This is a genomic window from Streptomyces sp. NBC_00207, assembly GCF_045160965.1.
Lineage (GTDB): Bacteria > Actinomycetota > Actinomycetes > Streptomycetales > Streptomycetaceae > Streptomyces.
In genome coordinates this window covers 120,428-135,550 of sequence record NZ_CP130715.1, presented here as the reverse complement: position 1 = coordinate 135,550, position 15,123 = coordinate 120,428, and the positions used below count along the sequence as shown (strand labels likewise).

Annotated in this window: 14 protein-coding genes and 1 pseudogene; 9 read left to right on the top strand and 6 right to left on the bottom strand. The window is 70.3% G+C overall.

The genetic code is table 11. The features are described from left to right. Positions 1–459 precede the first annotated feature (459 nt). Complete coding sequence (locus OG472_RS00690; protein WP_405827018.1) at positions 460–1,080, bottom strand: hypothetical protein; 621 nt, start codon at positions 1,078–1,080, stop codon at positions 460–462. Between the two features lie 673 nt (positions 1,081–1,753). Between OG472_RS00690 and OG472_RS00685 the strand changes: the two genes are divergently transcribed. The 4 genes from OG472_RS00685 (at position 1,754) to OG472_RS00670 (ending at position 6,537) form a co-directional block, all read left to right on the top strand. Continuing rightward, positions 1,754–2,359 carry a hypothetical protein gene (locus OG472_RS00685; RefSeq protein ID WP_401614730.1) on the top strand — a complete coding sequence of 202 codons (606 nt, stop codon included), beginning with the start codon at positions 1,754–1,756 and terminating at the stop codon, positions 2,357–2,359. A 116-nt stretch (positions 2,360–2,475) separates the two neighbouring features. After that, a complete protein-coding gene (tap, locus tag OG472_RS00680) occupies positions 2,476–4,584 on the top strand; it encodes a telomere-associated protein Tap (RefSeq protein WP_405940633.1) in 2,109 nt (702 codons plus the stop codon). Positions 4,585–4,679: 95 nt separating this feature from the next. Next, entirely contained in the window at positions 4,680–5,234 is a 555-nt protein-coding gene (tpg, locus tag OG472_RS00675; RefSeq protein WP_405827015.1) for a telomere-protecting terminal protein Tpg, read from the top strand. Between the two features lie 103 nt (positions 5,235–5,337). Then, positions 5,338–6,537, top strand: coding sequence for an SMI1/KNR4 family protein (locus OG472_RS00670; protein WP_405940632.1), 1,200 nt, complete (start codon positions 5,338–5,340; stop codon positions 6,535–6,537). Positions 6,538–6,587: 50 nt separating this feature from the next. Here OG472_RS00670 and OG472_RS00665 read toward each other — a convergent pair whose 3' ends face one another. Beyond that, complete coding sequence (locus OG472_RS00665; RefSeq protein ID WP_405940631.1) at positions 6,588–6,722, bottom strand: hypothetical protein; 135 nt, start codon at positions 6,720–6,722, stop codon at positions 6,588–6,590. A 268-nt stretch (positions 6,723–6,990) separates the two neighbouring features. Between OG472_RS00665 and OG472_RS00660 the strand changes: the two genes are divergently transcribed. Next, the gene (locus tag OG472_RS00660) at positions 6,991–7,338 is read left to right on the top strand and encodes a hypothetical protein (protein WP_405827012.1); all 348 of its coding nucleotides are present in this window, start codon (positions 6,991–6,993) and stop codon (positions 7,336–7,338) included. 1,508 nt (positions 7,339–8,846) lie between these two features. Then, a complete protein-coding gene (locus tag OG472_RS00655) occupies positions 8,847–9,389 on the top strand; it encodes a hypothetical protein (RefSeq protein WP_405940630.1) in 543 nt (180 codons plus the stop codon). Positions 9,390–9,796: 407 nt separating this feature from the next. Here the strand turns inward: OG472_RS00655 and OG472_RS00650 are convergent, their stop codons facing one another. Next, positions 9,797–10,975, bottom strand: a complete 1,179-nt coding sequence (locus OG472_RS00650; RefSeq protein WP_405940629.1) for a CapA family protein — start codon at positions 10,973–10,975, stop codon at positions 9,797–9,799. A gap of 332 nt (positions 10,976–11,307) precedes the next feature. On the opposite strand from OG472_RS00650, the gene OG472_RS00645 reads away from it, so the two are divergent. Further along, entirely contained in the window at positions 11,308–11,820 is a 513-nt protein-coding gene (locus tag OG472_RS00645; protein WP_405940628.1) for an EF-hand domain-containing protein, read from the top strand. Between the two features lie 396 nt (positions 11,821–12,216). Here OG472_RS00645 and OG472_RS00640 read toward each other — a convergent pair whose 3' ends face one another. After that, positions 12,217–12,357 (bottom strand): hypothetical protein, encoded by a 141-nt coding sequence (locus tag OG472_RS00640; protein ID WP_405940627.1) that lies wholly within the window; start codon positions 12,355–12,357, stop codon positions 12,217–12,219. After that, the gene (locus OG472_RS00635) at positions 12,354–12,740 is read right to left on the bottom strand and encodes a hypothetical protein (RefSeq protein WP_405940626.1); all 387 of its coding nucleotides are present in this window, start codon (positions 12,738–12,740) and stop codon (positions 12,354–12,356) included. The genes OG472_RS00640 and OG472_RS00635 overlap by 4 nt, the downstream gene beginning before the upstream one ends. 440 nt (positions 12,741–13,180) lie before the next feature. Here OG472_RS00635 and OG472_RS00630 point away from each other — a divergent pair, with 440 nt between their 5' ends. Next, positions 13,181–13,714: a DUF3887 domain-containing protein gene (locus OG472_RS00630; RefSeq protein ID WP_405827004.1), complete on the top strand. Its 534-nt coding sequence runs from the start codon at positions 13,181–13,183 to the stop codon at positions 13,712–13,714. A 237-nt stretch (positions 13,715–13,951) separates the two neighbouring features. On the opposite strand, the pseudogene OG472_RS00625 reads toward OG472_RS00630, so the two are convergent. Beyond that, positions 13,952–14,386 (bottom strand): annotated as a pseudogene (locus OG472_RS00625) (winged helix-turn-helix domain-containing protein); the annotation flags it as partial. Positions 14,387–14,451: 65 nt separating this feature from the next. Here OG472_RS00625 and OG472_RS00620 point away from each other — a divergent pair. Beyond that, entirely contained in the window at positions 14,452–14,895 is a 444-nt protein-coding gene (locus tag OG472_RS00620; RefSeq protein ID WP_405940625.1) for a hypothetical protein, read from the top strand. Positions 14,896–15,123 lie beyond the last annotated feature (228 nt).

The following is a 15,123-nucleotide window of genomic DNA, read 5'->3' as shown; positions in this document are numbered from 1 at the left end:
CGGCGCCGAGGGCCGCAGGCACCGAGAGCGGAGAGGTCAAGGCGGACTGGGATGTACGACGAGTCCCAAGCGGGCGCCGCGGACCGCGGGGCCCGGATCAACCTCCCCGTACTGGGGACGGTGGAGCGCCGATGGGACACCTACCAGCCCTTCCTGAAGGAGGAGCCCCCGCCCAAGTCCACCTTAGGCTCCGCCGTCGCAGACCCGTCCGCCTCTGACGGGTGGACGACCGGGGCTGGAGCTGCCCGCCGGGTGAACCCTGTACGTGGCTCGGCCCGGTCTGGGAGGTGCCCCCTCCCCGGCCGCCGCCTACACGGCAGCGGCTGGGGAGACCGATGCCCACGGCCTGTTCGTGATCCGCCCATGGCGGCTTGCGCGTTTGTGCGTCATAGCCGGTAAGACGTACCCCGAGGGGTCGCCGTCGCGCTTCAGCCGGCGACTGAAAGGGCTGGCTCAAGGTCAGGGCGCATTCAAACCGAAGGCCTGGTTGTTGGTGTTGCTGGCGCCTGGGCTGTTGATGTTGCTGCTGGTGTTGATGTTGTTGAACAGGGTGAGGGCGCCGTTGAGGTTGATCGGCAGGATCGAGCCGCCCTCGCCTCCCTCACCGTTGCAGCCGCCTCCGGCGACCGTGGTCTGGTCGCTGTCCGTGGCGGAGCCAATGCTCGGGGAGGTGGCCGTGACAGTGTTAATGATGGAGCATGGTGCGTCGTTGGCGATGTTGACGACAACATCGAGTGTGGTAGTGAAATTCGCAATGGAGAAGTTTCCGCACTGTACCGTCGTACCGCTGTTGATGGCTTGACAGGCGATCGCGAAGTCGCCTCCGAGATTGTCGACCGTGAGGCCGGTCGGGAGGTGGTCCGTGACCGTAATGTCGTTGGCGCCGCCATCGCCGCTGACGGTCAGTGCGATGTGGTAGAGGCCTTGCCCCCCTCGCGTGAAGGTCCCTTCGTGGCTCTTGCTGATGCTCATGGTCGGTGCGGCTTGGGCGGGCGCGGCGAGGGCGAACGGCAGTGCGATGCCCAGTGCCAGTACGGTCGTGAGGGCGGACATCTGCCGCTTCAACCCGTGTGTGGTCATGGCTGGTTACTCCTGTCCATGAGCGTTCGTTGCGATCGGGCCCCTGAGCGAGTGAGGTCGATCGTGGGGAATCTACTGATCGGAGGGGCCGCATTGATCACCAAGTGGTGGAAACATGCCAACTTCACTCGATCGCTTCGGTTAACGCGTGAGGTGGCATCAGCCCGCTGGCGGGCTGGCCCTGGAGGCCGAAACCATCGGCCTGGGCGGCGGCATGCAGCGCCGCCCTCAACCCGGCGGTTGCTGGTGGATGGTGTGCGGGGAATGTCAGTGGCGCAGGCTCAGCGACCTGGTGGTTGCCACCGACAGTGGCTGCTCACCTGTTGCTGACGTGGTTGACGAAAAGCCGTGTCACTCATGCCGACCGCCAAGCCCCCCGACCATGCGTGCCGGTCGCCCGGGCTCTTGGCGTGTCGTCACGAACGGTGCGGGACCGGGGGAGTGGTGGTCCGGCCGCCCCGAACACTCCGCCGGCGCCATGCTCGTCCTCCACCTGGCGGCGCCACCGGCGCTGCGCCAACCCGGCACCGTGTCGCAGACGTGTGCCCGTGAACACCAGGGGAAGGACCGAGTCCGACGTACGGTCGGGCAACCGGCCGAGCCTCGCCGCCAGCACCGCACACCTCCGGCCGGGCCGGCCTCCCCGACGCCATGACCGGAACAGGAGCAGCCGATGCTTCTCTACGCCCAGACCCCAGCACGGCGCAACCGCCAGATCCTCGCGGACCTGATCGCCGTGGTCCTGATCGCCGCCGCGGTGTGGTTCGCCCTGGCCGTCCACGGCGCGATCATGCTGCTGGCCGAGCCGGGACGCAAGGTGGAGAGCTCCGGCGAAAGCCTCGCCACGGCCCTCGACGACGCCGGCGACACTGCCTCGAACGTGCCGCTGGTCGGCGACCTCCTGAAGAAGCCGTTCCAGTCCGCGGCCGACGCCGGGACCGGGCTCGCCGACGCAGGACAGTCGCTGCAGGACACCGTCAGCCAGGTGGCCACCCTGGCCGCAGTAGCCCTGATCGTCCTCCCCGTGGCCTTCGTACTACTGCTGTGGCTTCCCCTGCGCCTGCGCTGGATCCGTCGCAGCGCCGTCATCCGACGTCTCCTCGAGGCACCCGGAGGCGCCGACCTCCTCGCCCTGCGCGCCCTCACCGGACCGCCGGGCGACCTCTCTGCGATCCCCGCCCCGCCGGGCGGCCTCGCCGACGCCTGGCGCCGCGGCGACCGGCAAGTCGTCGCGGCTTTGTCCGAGATCGCACTCAGGCGAGCGGGCTTGCGGCCCTGACGGGAAAAACACCGCGACGCGCGCCGCCCGTGAGCGCGAACCGAACAACCGTCAATGGTTAAATCCAGAGTTAAGGGGAACGTAAATCCAAGGTTAAGGCATGCTAGGGTTGAGGTATGCCAACCGAGGAAGAGCTGTTCGCGGCCGTGGATGACCTGCTCACCGGTGAGCCCGCGATGCCGCCGCCGGCGGAGCGGGCCCGGCTGCGCGAGGCGGCCGGTATCACCCAGGCCCGTCTCGCCCAGGTCCTGCAGAGCACGACCCAGTCGGTGAAGAACTGGGAAGCGGGCAGGTCGGAACCGCGCCCGCCGCGCCGTCAGGCGTATCAGCGGCTGCTGGACGGCTGGGCCGCACAGCACCCCGCCGGCCCGGGCGTGACGGTGCCCGCAGCACTGTCCGGCAGGCCCGCCCCGGCCGCCCCCGCGCCGGCCGTTACGTCAGCCCCGGCCGTTACGTCAGCCGCGCCCGGCAGTGCGGCCGTTGCCGAGCCCGCGGTCCGCCCGGCGGCGACGCCGCGGCGCCCCGCCGCGAAGAAGGCCGCCGGGCCCGCCACCACTGCAGCCGTCGATTCCCGGTTCCCGCACGGCCCGCTCGCGGTGCTCGACGGTGACGGGGCCGCGTACGGCGTGGACGGGATCGTGCTGGACTGCCCCGCCGCCACCATCGTCGAGCTGGTGGAGTGGACGTTGACGGAGTCCGGTCTCGGCGCCCCGCGCCTGAACCGCAACGGCAAGGACTCCGACCCGCTGATCGTGCTCACCGCCGCAGCCGCCGTGAAGCTCGGCCTGCCCGAGCACCTGGAGGGCCGCGAGGAGCGCCGCTCGCTGCGCCTGGCGGAGGACCACCCGGTCGTCAAGCAGATCGCGAAGGCGAAGTGGCAGCTCACGCAACGCGGTTTCGGCCCGTGGGCGCGCGTCTACGGCAAGGCCGAGGGGAGCGCGCGGCAGTGCGTGCAGCTCGCGGTCCTGTCCTGGGACGCCCTCGACGCCCGTTCCTGGCCCGGCGTCGCCGACATGAACCCCGCCGACATCGCCCGTGTCCTGGGCGTCTACGCCCAGCGGGTCATCACCCCGTGCGGCTCCACCGCCGTGTCCGGGCTGGAGCTGATGACCGCCCTGCGCCCGCCCACCAGGGCCGTGCAGGAGAACGGGACGTGGGTGTCGGGCCGCAACCCCGGCAGTCTCGGTTCGGAGCCGGTGGACCCGGCGCCGCCGGAGGCCATCGCCGAACACCCCGTCGTCGTGAACTCCGGCTGGAGCGGGGGCTTCCTGAACGAGGAGGCTTACCAGTGGGTCCGCGACCCCGCCCTCCTCTCCGACGAGGAGTGCCTGCTGCCGTACGCGGTCGGCCTGGACCTGAACACCGCCTTCCTCGCGGCCGCCGCCCGCCTGATGGTGGGCCTGTCCGCCCCCGACCACTTCCACCGGCCGGTGTTCAACAAGAAGATCCCCGGCTCCTGGCTGGCCGACCTCTCCCACATCGAGCTCGACCCCCGCCTGCCCTCGCCGTTCACCCCGGACGGCACCCGGCCGAACGGTCCGGCCTGGTACCAGACCCACACCCTCGCCTACGCCCAGGAACTCGGCCACGACGTCCACCCCATCGAGGCCTACCTGCGCCGGGAGACCGGCGCCTACCTCGACCCGTGGCACGACCGCCTCAAGACCGCGTACCTGGACACCCTCGCCGACCTCGGCGTCACCGCCGATCTCACCGACGCCGCATTCCTGACGGCGATGGAGGTCCACAAGCAGACCGACCCGGCCATGGCCGCCGTCCTCTCCGCGGTCAAGGCCACGGTCAAGGGCGGCATCGGCAAGCTCCGCGAACGCCCCCAGGGCCGCACCTACCGGGACGGCGACCCGTGGCCCGCCATGCAACGCCCGACCTGGCGCCCCGACATCCGCGCCGCCGTCATCTCCAAGGCCCGCGTCAACATGCACCGCAAGCTCGCCAACATGGTCAAGCTGACCGGCTTGTACCCCCTCGCGGTGCTCTCCGACTGCGTCGTCTACCCCTCGCCCGGCCCGTCGCCGCTGGACTTCCTCCCGTACGCCGCCTCGGGCAAGCCGCTCATGGGCGGCTTCCGCCTCGGCCCCACCCCCGGCCTGGCCAAGCTGGAAGGGGTGCAGGAGATGGCGTGGGCGGTCGACCTGATGGAGAAGGGCCTCAACCCCGCCCGCCACATCAAGGGCGGCGACGCCGTCCTCGACGACGGCGAATAGAACCGGGCCGTGGCCTGCGGCGCCCCATCGCCGCAGGCCACGGCCGAGAGGCCACTTGAACCTGACGGACTTCTGTGCCGAGGAGCTGAACCGCTGTGGGAGAGATCGAGGACGCCATCGTCCGCGCCGACCAGGAGGCCTTCACCAAAGAGCCGCCCAAGACCCTGAAGGGCCGGATCAACTTCCTGCTGAAGCAGCTGAAGACGACCCGCGCGGTCGCCGCGGAGCTCGGGGTCAGCCAGCGGTCGGTGGAGCGTTACCGCAAGGGCGACCGCAAGACCCCGCCCAGGCCTGTCGCGGACCGTATCGACACGGCCGTGCGGGCGCGCTGGCAGCCGGTGGTACGGGGCCGGCGCCGCAAGGAGGCCGCCGCCAGCACCGGCATCACGGTCGAGACCCGGGCCCGCTTCGGCTACACCGCCCCCGTCGGCACCACCGACGACGGCCGCGTGCGCCGCCTCACGGTCCACCTGCCCGCCGTCTACGCCCAGCGCCTGTTCGATGCCCGCGCCCGGGGCGCCGCCGACCGAGACCTGCGCGCGATCGTCGCCGAGGGCTTGCAGGAGATCTACTTCAAGGACGGCGGGACCCGGGCCGACCAGCTCCGGGTCGAGTTCACCGACATCGACTACTTCGACGTCTCCTTCTGAACCCCGCCGCCGGGCCACACCCGGACGCGAGCCGTTGAGTCCGCCTGGTCCGCGGAGACGGAAGAATCTGCCGAGCACATGGCGCACGCTGGAAGGACAGCAATTGACATCGGACATAAGCACGTTCGCCACCCCTTCCGCCGAGCACCCGCTCTCCGCTGTACCCATCGACTGGGCGGCCGTCGAGCACTGGCTCGGACTGCGGCTGCCGGCCGACTACAAGCGGCTTGCCGACCGGTACGGGCCGCTGGACTTCGGTCAGTACGTGTGGATCCACGTGCCATGCGTCCAGCGGGACCGCTTCGACTACGGCGAGTGGCTGCGCGCGACGCACCGGAAGGCGCGGATCGAGGCGCGGAACCTGCCCGAGGCCGAGCGGCCTGTGCTCCACCCCGAGCCCGGCGGCCTGCTGGCCTGGGGCTGCACGCGAGGCAGCGACGTACTGTTCTGGGACACCTCGGCCTCCGCCGACCCCGACCAGTGGACCGTGGTGGTGCAGCACTCGGGGGCGGTGCCGGGCAGTGGCCTGCTCCGGTGGCACCGGTACGACCTGACGCTCACCGACTACCTGCGGCACACCGTCCGTGACACCTGGGAGCTCCCTTCCCCTCCCGGCCCGCTGCTGGGCCCGCTGCCGGGCGCCGTCGCGCGGACCGCCTTCCTTCCCGACGCCGAGGCGTGGATCCCGCCCGCACCGGTCCCGCCCCGGCTCACCGAGGCCGAGCGCCGAATCGCGCTGGAGACCGGCACCGGGCTGGACGGGCTGCGGCTGCTGTCGCCGCCACCCGAGCGGCCGTACCTCGGCAACGGCTCCTGGGAGGGGCTGTTCGCCGAGCTGGGCACACGGCTGCCCGGGGAGTACGTGCGGCTGATGGACGGGTACGGCGCCGGCATCTGGAGCGGGTGGCTGCGTTTCCACACCCCGCTCCGGACCGGCGAGCGGCGTTTCCTCACGCACGTCGAGGACACGGCGGACGCCTACCGGCAGCTCAAGGACGACGACGCGGGCTGGTACCCACTGGCCATCTGGCCCGAGCCCGGCGGCTTCCTCCCCTTCGCCAACTCCATCGACGGCGACTACCTCGGCTGGCTCACCGAGGGAGGGGATCCCGACACCTGGCCGCTGATCGTCTGGCCCCGCCACGCGGGCCAGGGACCGCCACTCGACGGCGGCCTGATCGACACCCTCCTCGACTGGCAACGCGGCACGCTGGTCACGCATGGGTTCGCCACCCTGGACGAGGACGACGACCCCGTCGAGTTCGCGGACTTCCGGCCCTGGGACGACGGCGCCTACTGGTGAGCCCCCGGCCGGCGATCGCCCGGTTGCCCGTCCGCCCGGTGCGCCGGGTGTCACGCTCGCGCCGCCGTCGACGACGTGCCGGCCGAGGCGATGACGGTGCACAGTGCGGTGATGAAGTACAGGACGCGGACGTCTTCGATCTCGTCGGTGTACTGGCGAAGCTCGGGCCGGGTGCCGTCGGCCACGTTGGTCTTGTGCTGCCGGTCGACGCGCAGGGCGGGAGCTTTCCGGGCATGGATGTGGAGTCGGTGGCGGTGGAGTCGTACGGGCTGCGGCTGCCGGAGTTCACCAAGCAAGGGCCGGGACGCGCACGTGGGCAAGGCCCGTAAGTGCCTGTTTCTGAACCCTCGGACTCTGCGGGGTCGGTAGCCGTGCAAGCTGGCCGGGATTGGACTATGCCCCCCTAAGCGAAGCCCGCGAGGATGGCCGAAAGTCTTCGAGCGGGGGGAACTGATGAGGCGTCCGACGACTGCTGTGGCCGCGGCCGGTCTGTTGCTGGCTCTGACGGCCTGCCAGTCGGGGGCGGCGTCCGGCAAGGTCCAGGGCACCGACGCCGAGTTGGCCTGTGCGGCCGTGAGCCGACTGCCGGAACGGATGCCGGGCACCGACGGCGGGCAGGCCTTCGACATCGTGGTGGCGCGCCTCGTCGGCGCCGAGGAACTGGCCAGGGCGGCTGCCCTGGCGGACGCCAAGTTCCAGCCCCTCGCCGACGCCCTGAGGGAGGCGCAGCAGCTGCTCAACGTGACCTCCGACCCCCAGCAGGCTGAACCCGCAGTCAAGAAGGCCCGGACGTACTGCTGAGTGCCTATTTCTGAGCCCTCGGACTCTGCGGGGTCGGTAGCCTGGTACCAGGTGAGTCGAGAGCCAAGTTGCTGCTGGGCAACTTGAGAACGATCAAGGCTGAGTCGGTCCACCGACCGCGTTCGCCGACCTCCGGGTGAAGGTCTCCCCGAAGACCGCCCCGCGCGTCCCACACACCCCAGCAGTTCCGTTCGCCGAACGGTCACGGTGACCGTTCGGCGAACGCTTCCGAGCTTCGCATTCCGGGCAATGGCTGGTTGACCTGCTGCTCTGGGGTTCAGAAACAGGCACTAAGACGGGGGACAGGCAGCTCGCCGCGGCGATCGGAGCGTTGCGGAAGCCGACGGTCGCGGCGTGGACGGCCGGTCTCCTGGCGCGCCGTCGGCCGGAGGAGGCGCGGGTCGCGCCGGGGGCGGGGCGGGCGCCCGCGCGGCGGACCGGCACCCGCGACGACGTCGTACGCATCCTCGTTGCCCGGCGAGGTGTACCGCCGCCCCGCACACCACAAGAAGGGGACGAAGCCGCGACGAACGAACTCAGGTGCCGCGGCGCGGCCGTCTCTGGCAGCATCACCCCATGACGTTCTACAGAAAGGCCCATGCCGCGTAGGCGGCCTGGGCGCGTCCGCGCCGAGCAGCGGCCGCGGCACCTGCCTTCCCATCGACCCTCGATCGCTGGCCTGTCCGCGTCTGCTCTTGCCGAGGTTGCCAGGGTCGAGTGGAGCCGGAACTACCTGTGGCCTGGTGTCACGGCTGAGTCCGTGAGCATTTGGCGGGGGTTCGTGCAGGACCCGTACCGCAACCTCTGGAGTGAGTACGGGGATGGCGGCTGCAGTGTGTGGGAATGCTGCGGCAGCCCCTTCGAAGCACGGGAGTTCCTGGATGCCGTGATACACGGCATGTCCCGGCGCCGAGCTCGTGAGCTTCGATTCCTCGTAGACCAGCTCGACAACTCGTACTGAGCGAGTTCAGGCAGGACGTCAAACGGCGAGTCAGCCGCGTTCCCAGTAGGTACAGGAGCGTGGGACGTCCCTGGCCTGTGCGGTTGGGTCGGGACAGCGCGAAGGCGTGCCACTGGGAACGGGAGCCCGCTCCCAGTGCGGTGACCTCGAACCAGGATCCTCCGATTCATCCAGGTAGAGAGTGAATGCGCCGCATAACAAGACGAGAGCCAGCCATCCCGCACCTGCCCACAACCAGACCTTCCGCGACACCGCTCCCCCTCGACCCCGGTCAACCAGGGATCAGCTTGCCTGACAGACCCATGCGGGCGTGCACCCTCAGCCTCAGGTACTTGATGGCCGAAGTCGGGTGGCGGACGCGGCGTTGGCGGTGCAGGTCGGCCGGATCCCGATGGGACCGGTCGCGACCGCGCCACCGCCCTCGTCGCCCTGGCCCAGGACCTGCCCCCGGCGGTCCTCGGGCCGATGCTCGGCCTCCACCCCGTCGTACGGCCGGTTTGGGAGGTGTCGCCTGCGGCGACCCCGAAAGAAGCTGCATTTTTTGAGCATGTTCAAATATATTGGAGTGTGGCCGCAGGCCGGGCATCCAATCTCTGGGGAGAGGTCTGTGGACATGCGTGGATGGCGGGCGACGGTTCTCGCGGCAACCGGGGTAGTTCTCACAGCGTCTTGCGGGTACGGCGCAGCCGTCCACGCGGCGAAGATTCCGCAGGAGCAGCTGGTAGGGACGTGGACCAGCCCAGCAGGGACGTCCCTGACCTTCTCGAAGGAACACACCTTCACCGGAACGGGATTCGACAAGGTCAAAGCGATGGCTGACTGCGCCCATCCCGAGAAGTTGTCCAGCGGCCGCTGGGCCTTCTACGCCAGCCCCAAAGGCGACGGCCTCTCCGTCCCCGACGAGAGCGCCACACGTGGCAAAGATCTTCAGCTGTCCTTCACCGAGGATCCGACGTGCACGGTCTGGGTCTACCTCTACGGGGACTTCGGAGACACAGACGATCCCAGCATGTGCCCCACAGAGGGCCCGGACGCGGGGTGTCCTCCTGACGGCTACATGAAGCGGAGCAAGGCCGGCACTCACTCCTGACACCCATCGACACCGGGGCACTCGCGCTCCTGCCAGACCACAACCGCCCCAACAGGCAGGCCGGCCCGAACCCCTCAACCACCGGGACCAGACAGGGATACCGCGCACTTCGAGTGACGCTCCCCGCCAGCTGGCGCTTCTGCTCGGACGGCGGCGCGTCGGGAGGCGTACGCGAACGACCAGGGCCAGTCGGCCTCCAGCCGCGGTGACGGCCCGCTCGAACAGGAGCATGGGCAAGGTCGCAGACGGGATCCGGCCGGCCTGCGGGCAGTGGACGTGGGAGAAGGCCGTCCGGCTGCTGCTCACCCGAGGCCACCCGGCCGGAGTACGGGCTGCTCCCAAGGGGCCGTCGCTGCACGGGACGCAGGATGCGGGATGCGAGTCTGAGGTCACTGAGGTCACTGAGGTCACACCTCGTGTATCCCCGAGGCGAGGGTGAGCGCCCCGTCGCTGCCGACGGTGAGCGCCGCGGAGAAGGGGTCGCCGTGCCGGGTGAGTGCGGCGTGCAGCCAGTGGGCGTCGCGGAGATGGGCCCGGTGCAGCGTGAGGCGGCGGGCCTGGAACGGGGTCAGGCGCAGTCCTCGCAGCGCCCCCGTGTCCTTGTCGAGGCGGGCCGTGTAGAGGAGGCGGAGGTCGTCGCGGTACTGCTCGTGACCGCTGATCCCTTCGTAGTCGTCGACCAGGTCTCCGCAGCCGTAGAGGATCAACCGGCCGCGATAGACCTCCAAGGGGCGGGCGTGGTGCGAGGAGTGGCCGTGGACGAGGTCGGCGCCGCCGTCGACGAGGTCGTGGGCGAAGCGGATGTGCTCGGGCGGGACCCGGTAGCCCCAGTTGGACCCCCAGTGGATCGAGACGGCTACCAGGTCGCCGGTCCGGCGGGCGCCCCGTATGCGGGCGACCAGGTCGGCCGCGGCGGCCGGCGAGGGTGCGCAGGCGAGGGCGATGCCACTGCGGTCCGGGGTGGCCGCCCAGTCGGGCGGGATGCCGCTCGAGGGGAGTCCGACCGAGAACACGAGGAGGCGCGGCCCGCGACGGGACGCGGACCCTGCGCGGGACGAGGGGGGCCGCAGTGCCACCCGTGCCGGCCGCCATGCCTCGGCGGCATCGCCGCCCGCACCGGCGGTGCGCAGCCCGGCGGCGCGGAGGCTGTCGAGGGTCTCGGCCAGCCCCTCGCGGCCGAAGTCGAGGACGTGGTTGTTGGCCAGTACGCACACGTCGGGCCGGGCGGCGGTCAGGCACGGCAGGTTCGCCGGATTCATGCGGTAGTGGACGCTCTTCCCGGGGGCGAAGCCGTTGGCCAGGGTCACGCTGGTCTCCAGGTTCAGCACCCAGGCGTCCGGCCCGGTGGCCCGGAGTTCCTGCAGCAGGTCGCCCCACGGCCGGTCGTAGCCGGTGGGCTGTGGTACCGGTCCGTTCGCGGCCTCGGCCATCTCGACGTACGCACGTGCGTCCGTCACCCACGGCTCGGCGAGCTGCGGGTCGCCCGGGTGTGGCAGCACCTGATCGATGCCCCGGCCGAGCATCACGTCGCCGGCGAGGCAGACGGTGACCTCGCGGTCCGTCGCAGGGCTGCCGCTCGCTCCCACTCCTCCACAGTAGGCCCGGCCCCCTTCCAGCGGCTGTGCGCCGTTCGGACCCCCGTGACGCACTGGGCAGCCCCCGGCACGAACGGCCTGCCGGACGGCGCTGGGGCGGGCGGTGACTGGAAGCGCGCCCCGGTCTTAGTGCCTGCTTCGATCTCAGACCCAGTGAAAGGCGGGGCTCACCTGGTCTTTACCGCGTCCCGCCTGTTGGATCTCGGTTTCGCCGGAGCGGATGCCGGGCCGCCGGCACCGGGTGACCTGGTGCCGGGTTGATCGTTTCCGGGGGAGAGCGGCGCCCGCTGCTTCTCCGGCTTTGCGCAGGAAAGAGGGTCCGGGTGGACACCATCACGGCCAAGCGGCACATCTTCTCGATGCTGGACGTCGACGGCGACGGGGTCATCTCCCGCCAGGAGTACCTGGCCCGGCCCGAACGCGCGGCAGCGGCCCTGGGCCGGGCCGGCGACGACCCGCTCCTGTCCTTGGCACGCACCGCGCACGAGAGGGTGTTCGCGTCGATGGACTCGAACCAGGACGGCCGGGTGACCTTCACGGAGTACGAGGCGTGGGCGGGCGAGGAGGCCTTCGACGAAGTGTGCAGGCCGGCTCTGGGATCGTTGTTCGACCTGGCCGACGCTGACAGCGACGGCCACCTCGACCGGGCGGAGTTCACCCGGCTGCGCCATGCCCTGGGCAACCCCGCTGACAATGCCCGTTCGGCGTTCGACGCGCTGGACGAGGACGGCGACGGCCGTGTCGATCGGGACGCCTACCTGGCACAGATCCGTTCCTTCGTCACCGACGGTTCCTCTCCCATGGCGCGGGCTCTCCACGCGGAGGCCGGTAGCTGACCGGGGGACCGGCGGCTCTGCGGATACGCGACCGTCTGGCCTTCTTCACGAGCTGAGGAACTGGGGGGGGGGGGGGCTGACGGGCCGCCGACGACGGGACCGGGGTCTGAAGTTGCACCCCGGACGACCACGGACGCGAGATCCGCGAGGTTCCTCGGGCTGGGCTGGTCTCCTCGCGTCCCCAACTCGCGGGTGGCAGTCATCGCCCCGGGGCTGGCCCCGCGTACGAGCGCGACGCGTCGGCCAACGCGACCGCCCGGCTGAGCTGAGCCGTGGCACAACGCCATCGCGGCAATGACCGGCGATGGCGCCGGCCGAACGCGGCGGCAGGCGGGCGATGGCACCCCTGGTCAGGTTTCGATGTAGGCGACCACGCGGTCCCGGGTGGATGCGATGTCATCCGCCCCTGAAGACACGGACGCGGTGCTGCCTCTGGAGGCGGGTGCCGGCCCGGTGTTGACGGCGGTACGGGTCGAGGTTGCCGGTCCGGCCGCGGTGCGGCTGGAGGGTGGCCTCCTCCTTGGCGGCGGCCGTCACGGTGTGCGTTCCGTCACCATCCGGGCCGCCACGGCCCGCGCGTCGGGTGGGTCGGTGTTGATCGGCACGTCGAGACGCCCGCAGAGCATGCCGCCTTCCATGGTGAGGACGCTGTGGCGCCAGCCCTCTGGCGTCGCCAACAGCACGATCCCCTTCGGAATGCCCCAGGCAGGCCGCTTCTGTTTCTCCTTCTTACGCCTCACCATGCGGCTATCCAACATCGTCCGCGTCATGGCAATGAGGACGCCGGTGGCGAGGACGCGTCCGACGTCGTAGCGGGTGGCGGTCCGCTGGTTCTTCGAGCCGGGCGGGCGGCCGGGGCCGGTCGGCTGGGTTTCGGTGCACGGGCTGGCGTGCCGGTCTTCGCGCGGAGGTTCCTGCACCCCCGGCGGACTCGGGCGGGGGTGAGCCTTGTGAATGGGGGCGGTGGTGGCTCCAGATGGGCGTCAGCCAGGACGGGACGGGTGTCCCCTGTACACGCTGCCCAGCCGTAGTGATCATGGCTGTCACGAGGTGACCAAGCTGCTGCCGTCGGGCGCCAATCCCGAAGACGGCCGGCCGCCATGGACGTGCCTGTTCACACCCGCTGCCTGGCGCCCAGTGGGGAAAGGCCCCGCGGTGAGCCGGGCGTGACGTATCGCCTACGGCCGGTGATGGGGCAGTGTGCCGGATGTGTCAAGCCCCGAAATTCAGTGCCGTGACCGCAGACCCGTGCGTGGGGCGCAATGGAGTGACGGATGACGCCGTAGGACGGCGGACGGCAACGCGCCCCACCGTATCCGCACCCCCGCACTCCACGACCTCTCGTAGGGAGCCCTTCTCCATGACCGGCACCAGGACCCGACGCCTCGCCCCCCTGCTGATCACCGCACTGCTCGCCGTCGGCGGCGCCTCACTGACCACCACCGCACACGCTGCACCCACCACTGCTCCCACCGGCGTCGGCTCCGGAGCAAACGGTTTCGCGCTGGCTGCGGGACAGGCCCACGTAACCACGACGGTCGCGGGCTCGGCCTCGGCAGCAACCCCGGCTCAGACTCGATACGACCGGATCGCCCTTCAGACGCTCAACGACATCGTGAAGGGCAACTTCACCGCGGCCACAGCCCGCTTCGATGCGACGATGCGTACACAACTGCCCCCAGCCACCCTCGCGACGGCATGGAAGACCTTCCAGAATCAGTTCGGACGCTATCGGTCACACGGGGATCCCAAGGACATCACAGTCGGCGAGTTCACTGCGGTCAATGTGCCGTTGCGCATGGAACGCACACCTGCGGAGTTCCGCGTGACCTTCCACAAGGACGGAAGCATCGCCGGTCTGTTTTTCCTCTGGACAGGAGCGCCGGTCTCGTAGATCAATCCACGTGCAGGGCCTTGGCCGGCTGCTTGGGCGGTGAAGCTGCGCCGGCCACCTTGCTTATGGTCCCGGTGCCGTCTGGGCCGGTAGCCGAGGCGGGAGCGTTCGCCCGCTTTGCAGCAGGTCAGGACCGCGACGGAGTAGCGGCGTTGGGAGCGTCCGCGGGCCCGGATGACGGGGGTGTGGCCGCGTTTGGCCCAGGTCCGTGAGGTCGGCGGCGTCATCGACCAGGCGCGAGCGCCGCCGCGGTGCTTCCACCAGCAACCACGTGTCCTTTACCCAGCCGGCCACCGCTTCCACGTTGCAACTCGAGAGCACGGCGGGCAGGCACCTGGTGACTCCAGCCGTGCCGCCTGAGCATCTGGGAGATGCCCGACAGGGTCATACTCTTGTGGAACCTTCGCCCGATGAGTGTCTTGATCGGGGCCAGGGTCCACCTCTGGTCCGGCGACCCGTGAGCGACCGGCCCCTTGGCCGGCTCCTCCTCGAGGACCGCGAACAAGGTCTTACTCAACTTCGGCCCGCAGGCAGCTCCTTGTGAACGCAGAGCCGGCTGACCGTTTTCCTGCCACGACTGCCGCCACCGCTGAACCGACCGGACGCATACGCGTAACTCCTTCGCGATCGCGGATTTCCCAGACCGCCGGCGAACATGCCGGCCGCTTCCATCCGGATCCGTTCACGGAAAGCCTGTCTCTCCGCAGTCAGACCCCCACCCTGCGCAGACTGCGGCGATGGCCTACCGCCTGGTGATGACCATCTCCGACGCGGTCCGCCGCGCCACCCCAAAACGCCTCACCGGCAAGGAGGAGGAACTCGGCGAGGGCGCGGAGAAGATGGCCCCGGGTTGGTCGGCCGACCAGCTGCGCGGCCACCTCGGCGACGACATCCTGGCCGTGCTGCTGCAGGGCGTGGACTGGCCGCAGTTGGCCCGCCGGCTCGTCGACCTGCGTGTGTTCCTGCCGCAGATGGGCCGGATGACCGCCGGGGTCCATCAGGCCGTGACTGCGAACACGGCGCGCATCAAGGCCGAGGGCACCGACCGGTGGGCCGACCTCCTGAGCACGTCGATGCCGGAGGGCTTGGTCCGCGAAGTCGATCCTGACCTGCTTGGGCGCGTGGGTGATCCTGTCCGAGCCGGCTCGCTGGGTGCCGGGCCTCCGGAGTCCTGGTCCTGATCATGTTCCTCACCGGCATCTCCATAACGCACCCGCCTCCCCTTCCACCGCCCTCCTGTTCGCAGCGGCAGCAGGCGGGGCGCGGCCCTCTGCCCGGCGGTGGGCAGGGGCCGCTCATCAAACGGGGTGGTCAGCCCTTGCCGAAGCTTCCGGCGATGCGACGGCGCTGGCGATGGCGGCACACTGGCGCCATTCAGCCTGGAAGGTGCTGTTCATGCTCTTCACGTC

Coding starts and splice junctions, on each gene's coding strand:
- OG472_RS00690 (WP_405827018.1), bottom strand. CDS start 1,080: ATGACCACACACGGGTTGAAGCGGCAGATGTCCGCCCTCACGACCGTA.
- OG472_RS00685 (WP_401614730.1), top strand. CDS start 1,754: ATGCTTCTCTACGCCCAGACCCCAGCACGGCGCAACCGCCAGATCCTC.
- tap (WP_405940633.1), top strand. CDS start 2,476: ATGCCAACCGAGGAAGAGCTGTTCGCGGCCGTGGATGACCTGCTCACC.
- OG472_RS00660 (WP_405827012.1), top strand. CDS start 6,991: ATGAGGCGTCCGACGACTGCTGTGGCCGCGGCCGGTCTGTTGCTGGCT.
- OG472_RS00655 (WP_405940630.1), top strand. CDS start 8,847: ATGTTCAAATATATTGGAGTGTGGCCGCAGGCCGGGCATCCAATCTCT.
- OG472_RS00630 (WP_405827004.1), top strand. CDS start 13,181: ATGACCGGCACCAGGACCCGACGCCTCGCCCCCCTGCTGATCACCGCA.
- OG472_RS00620 (WP_405940625.1), top strand. CDS start 14,452: ATGGCCTACCGCCTGGTGATGACCATCTCCGACGCGGTCCGCCGCGCC.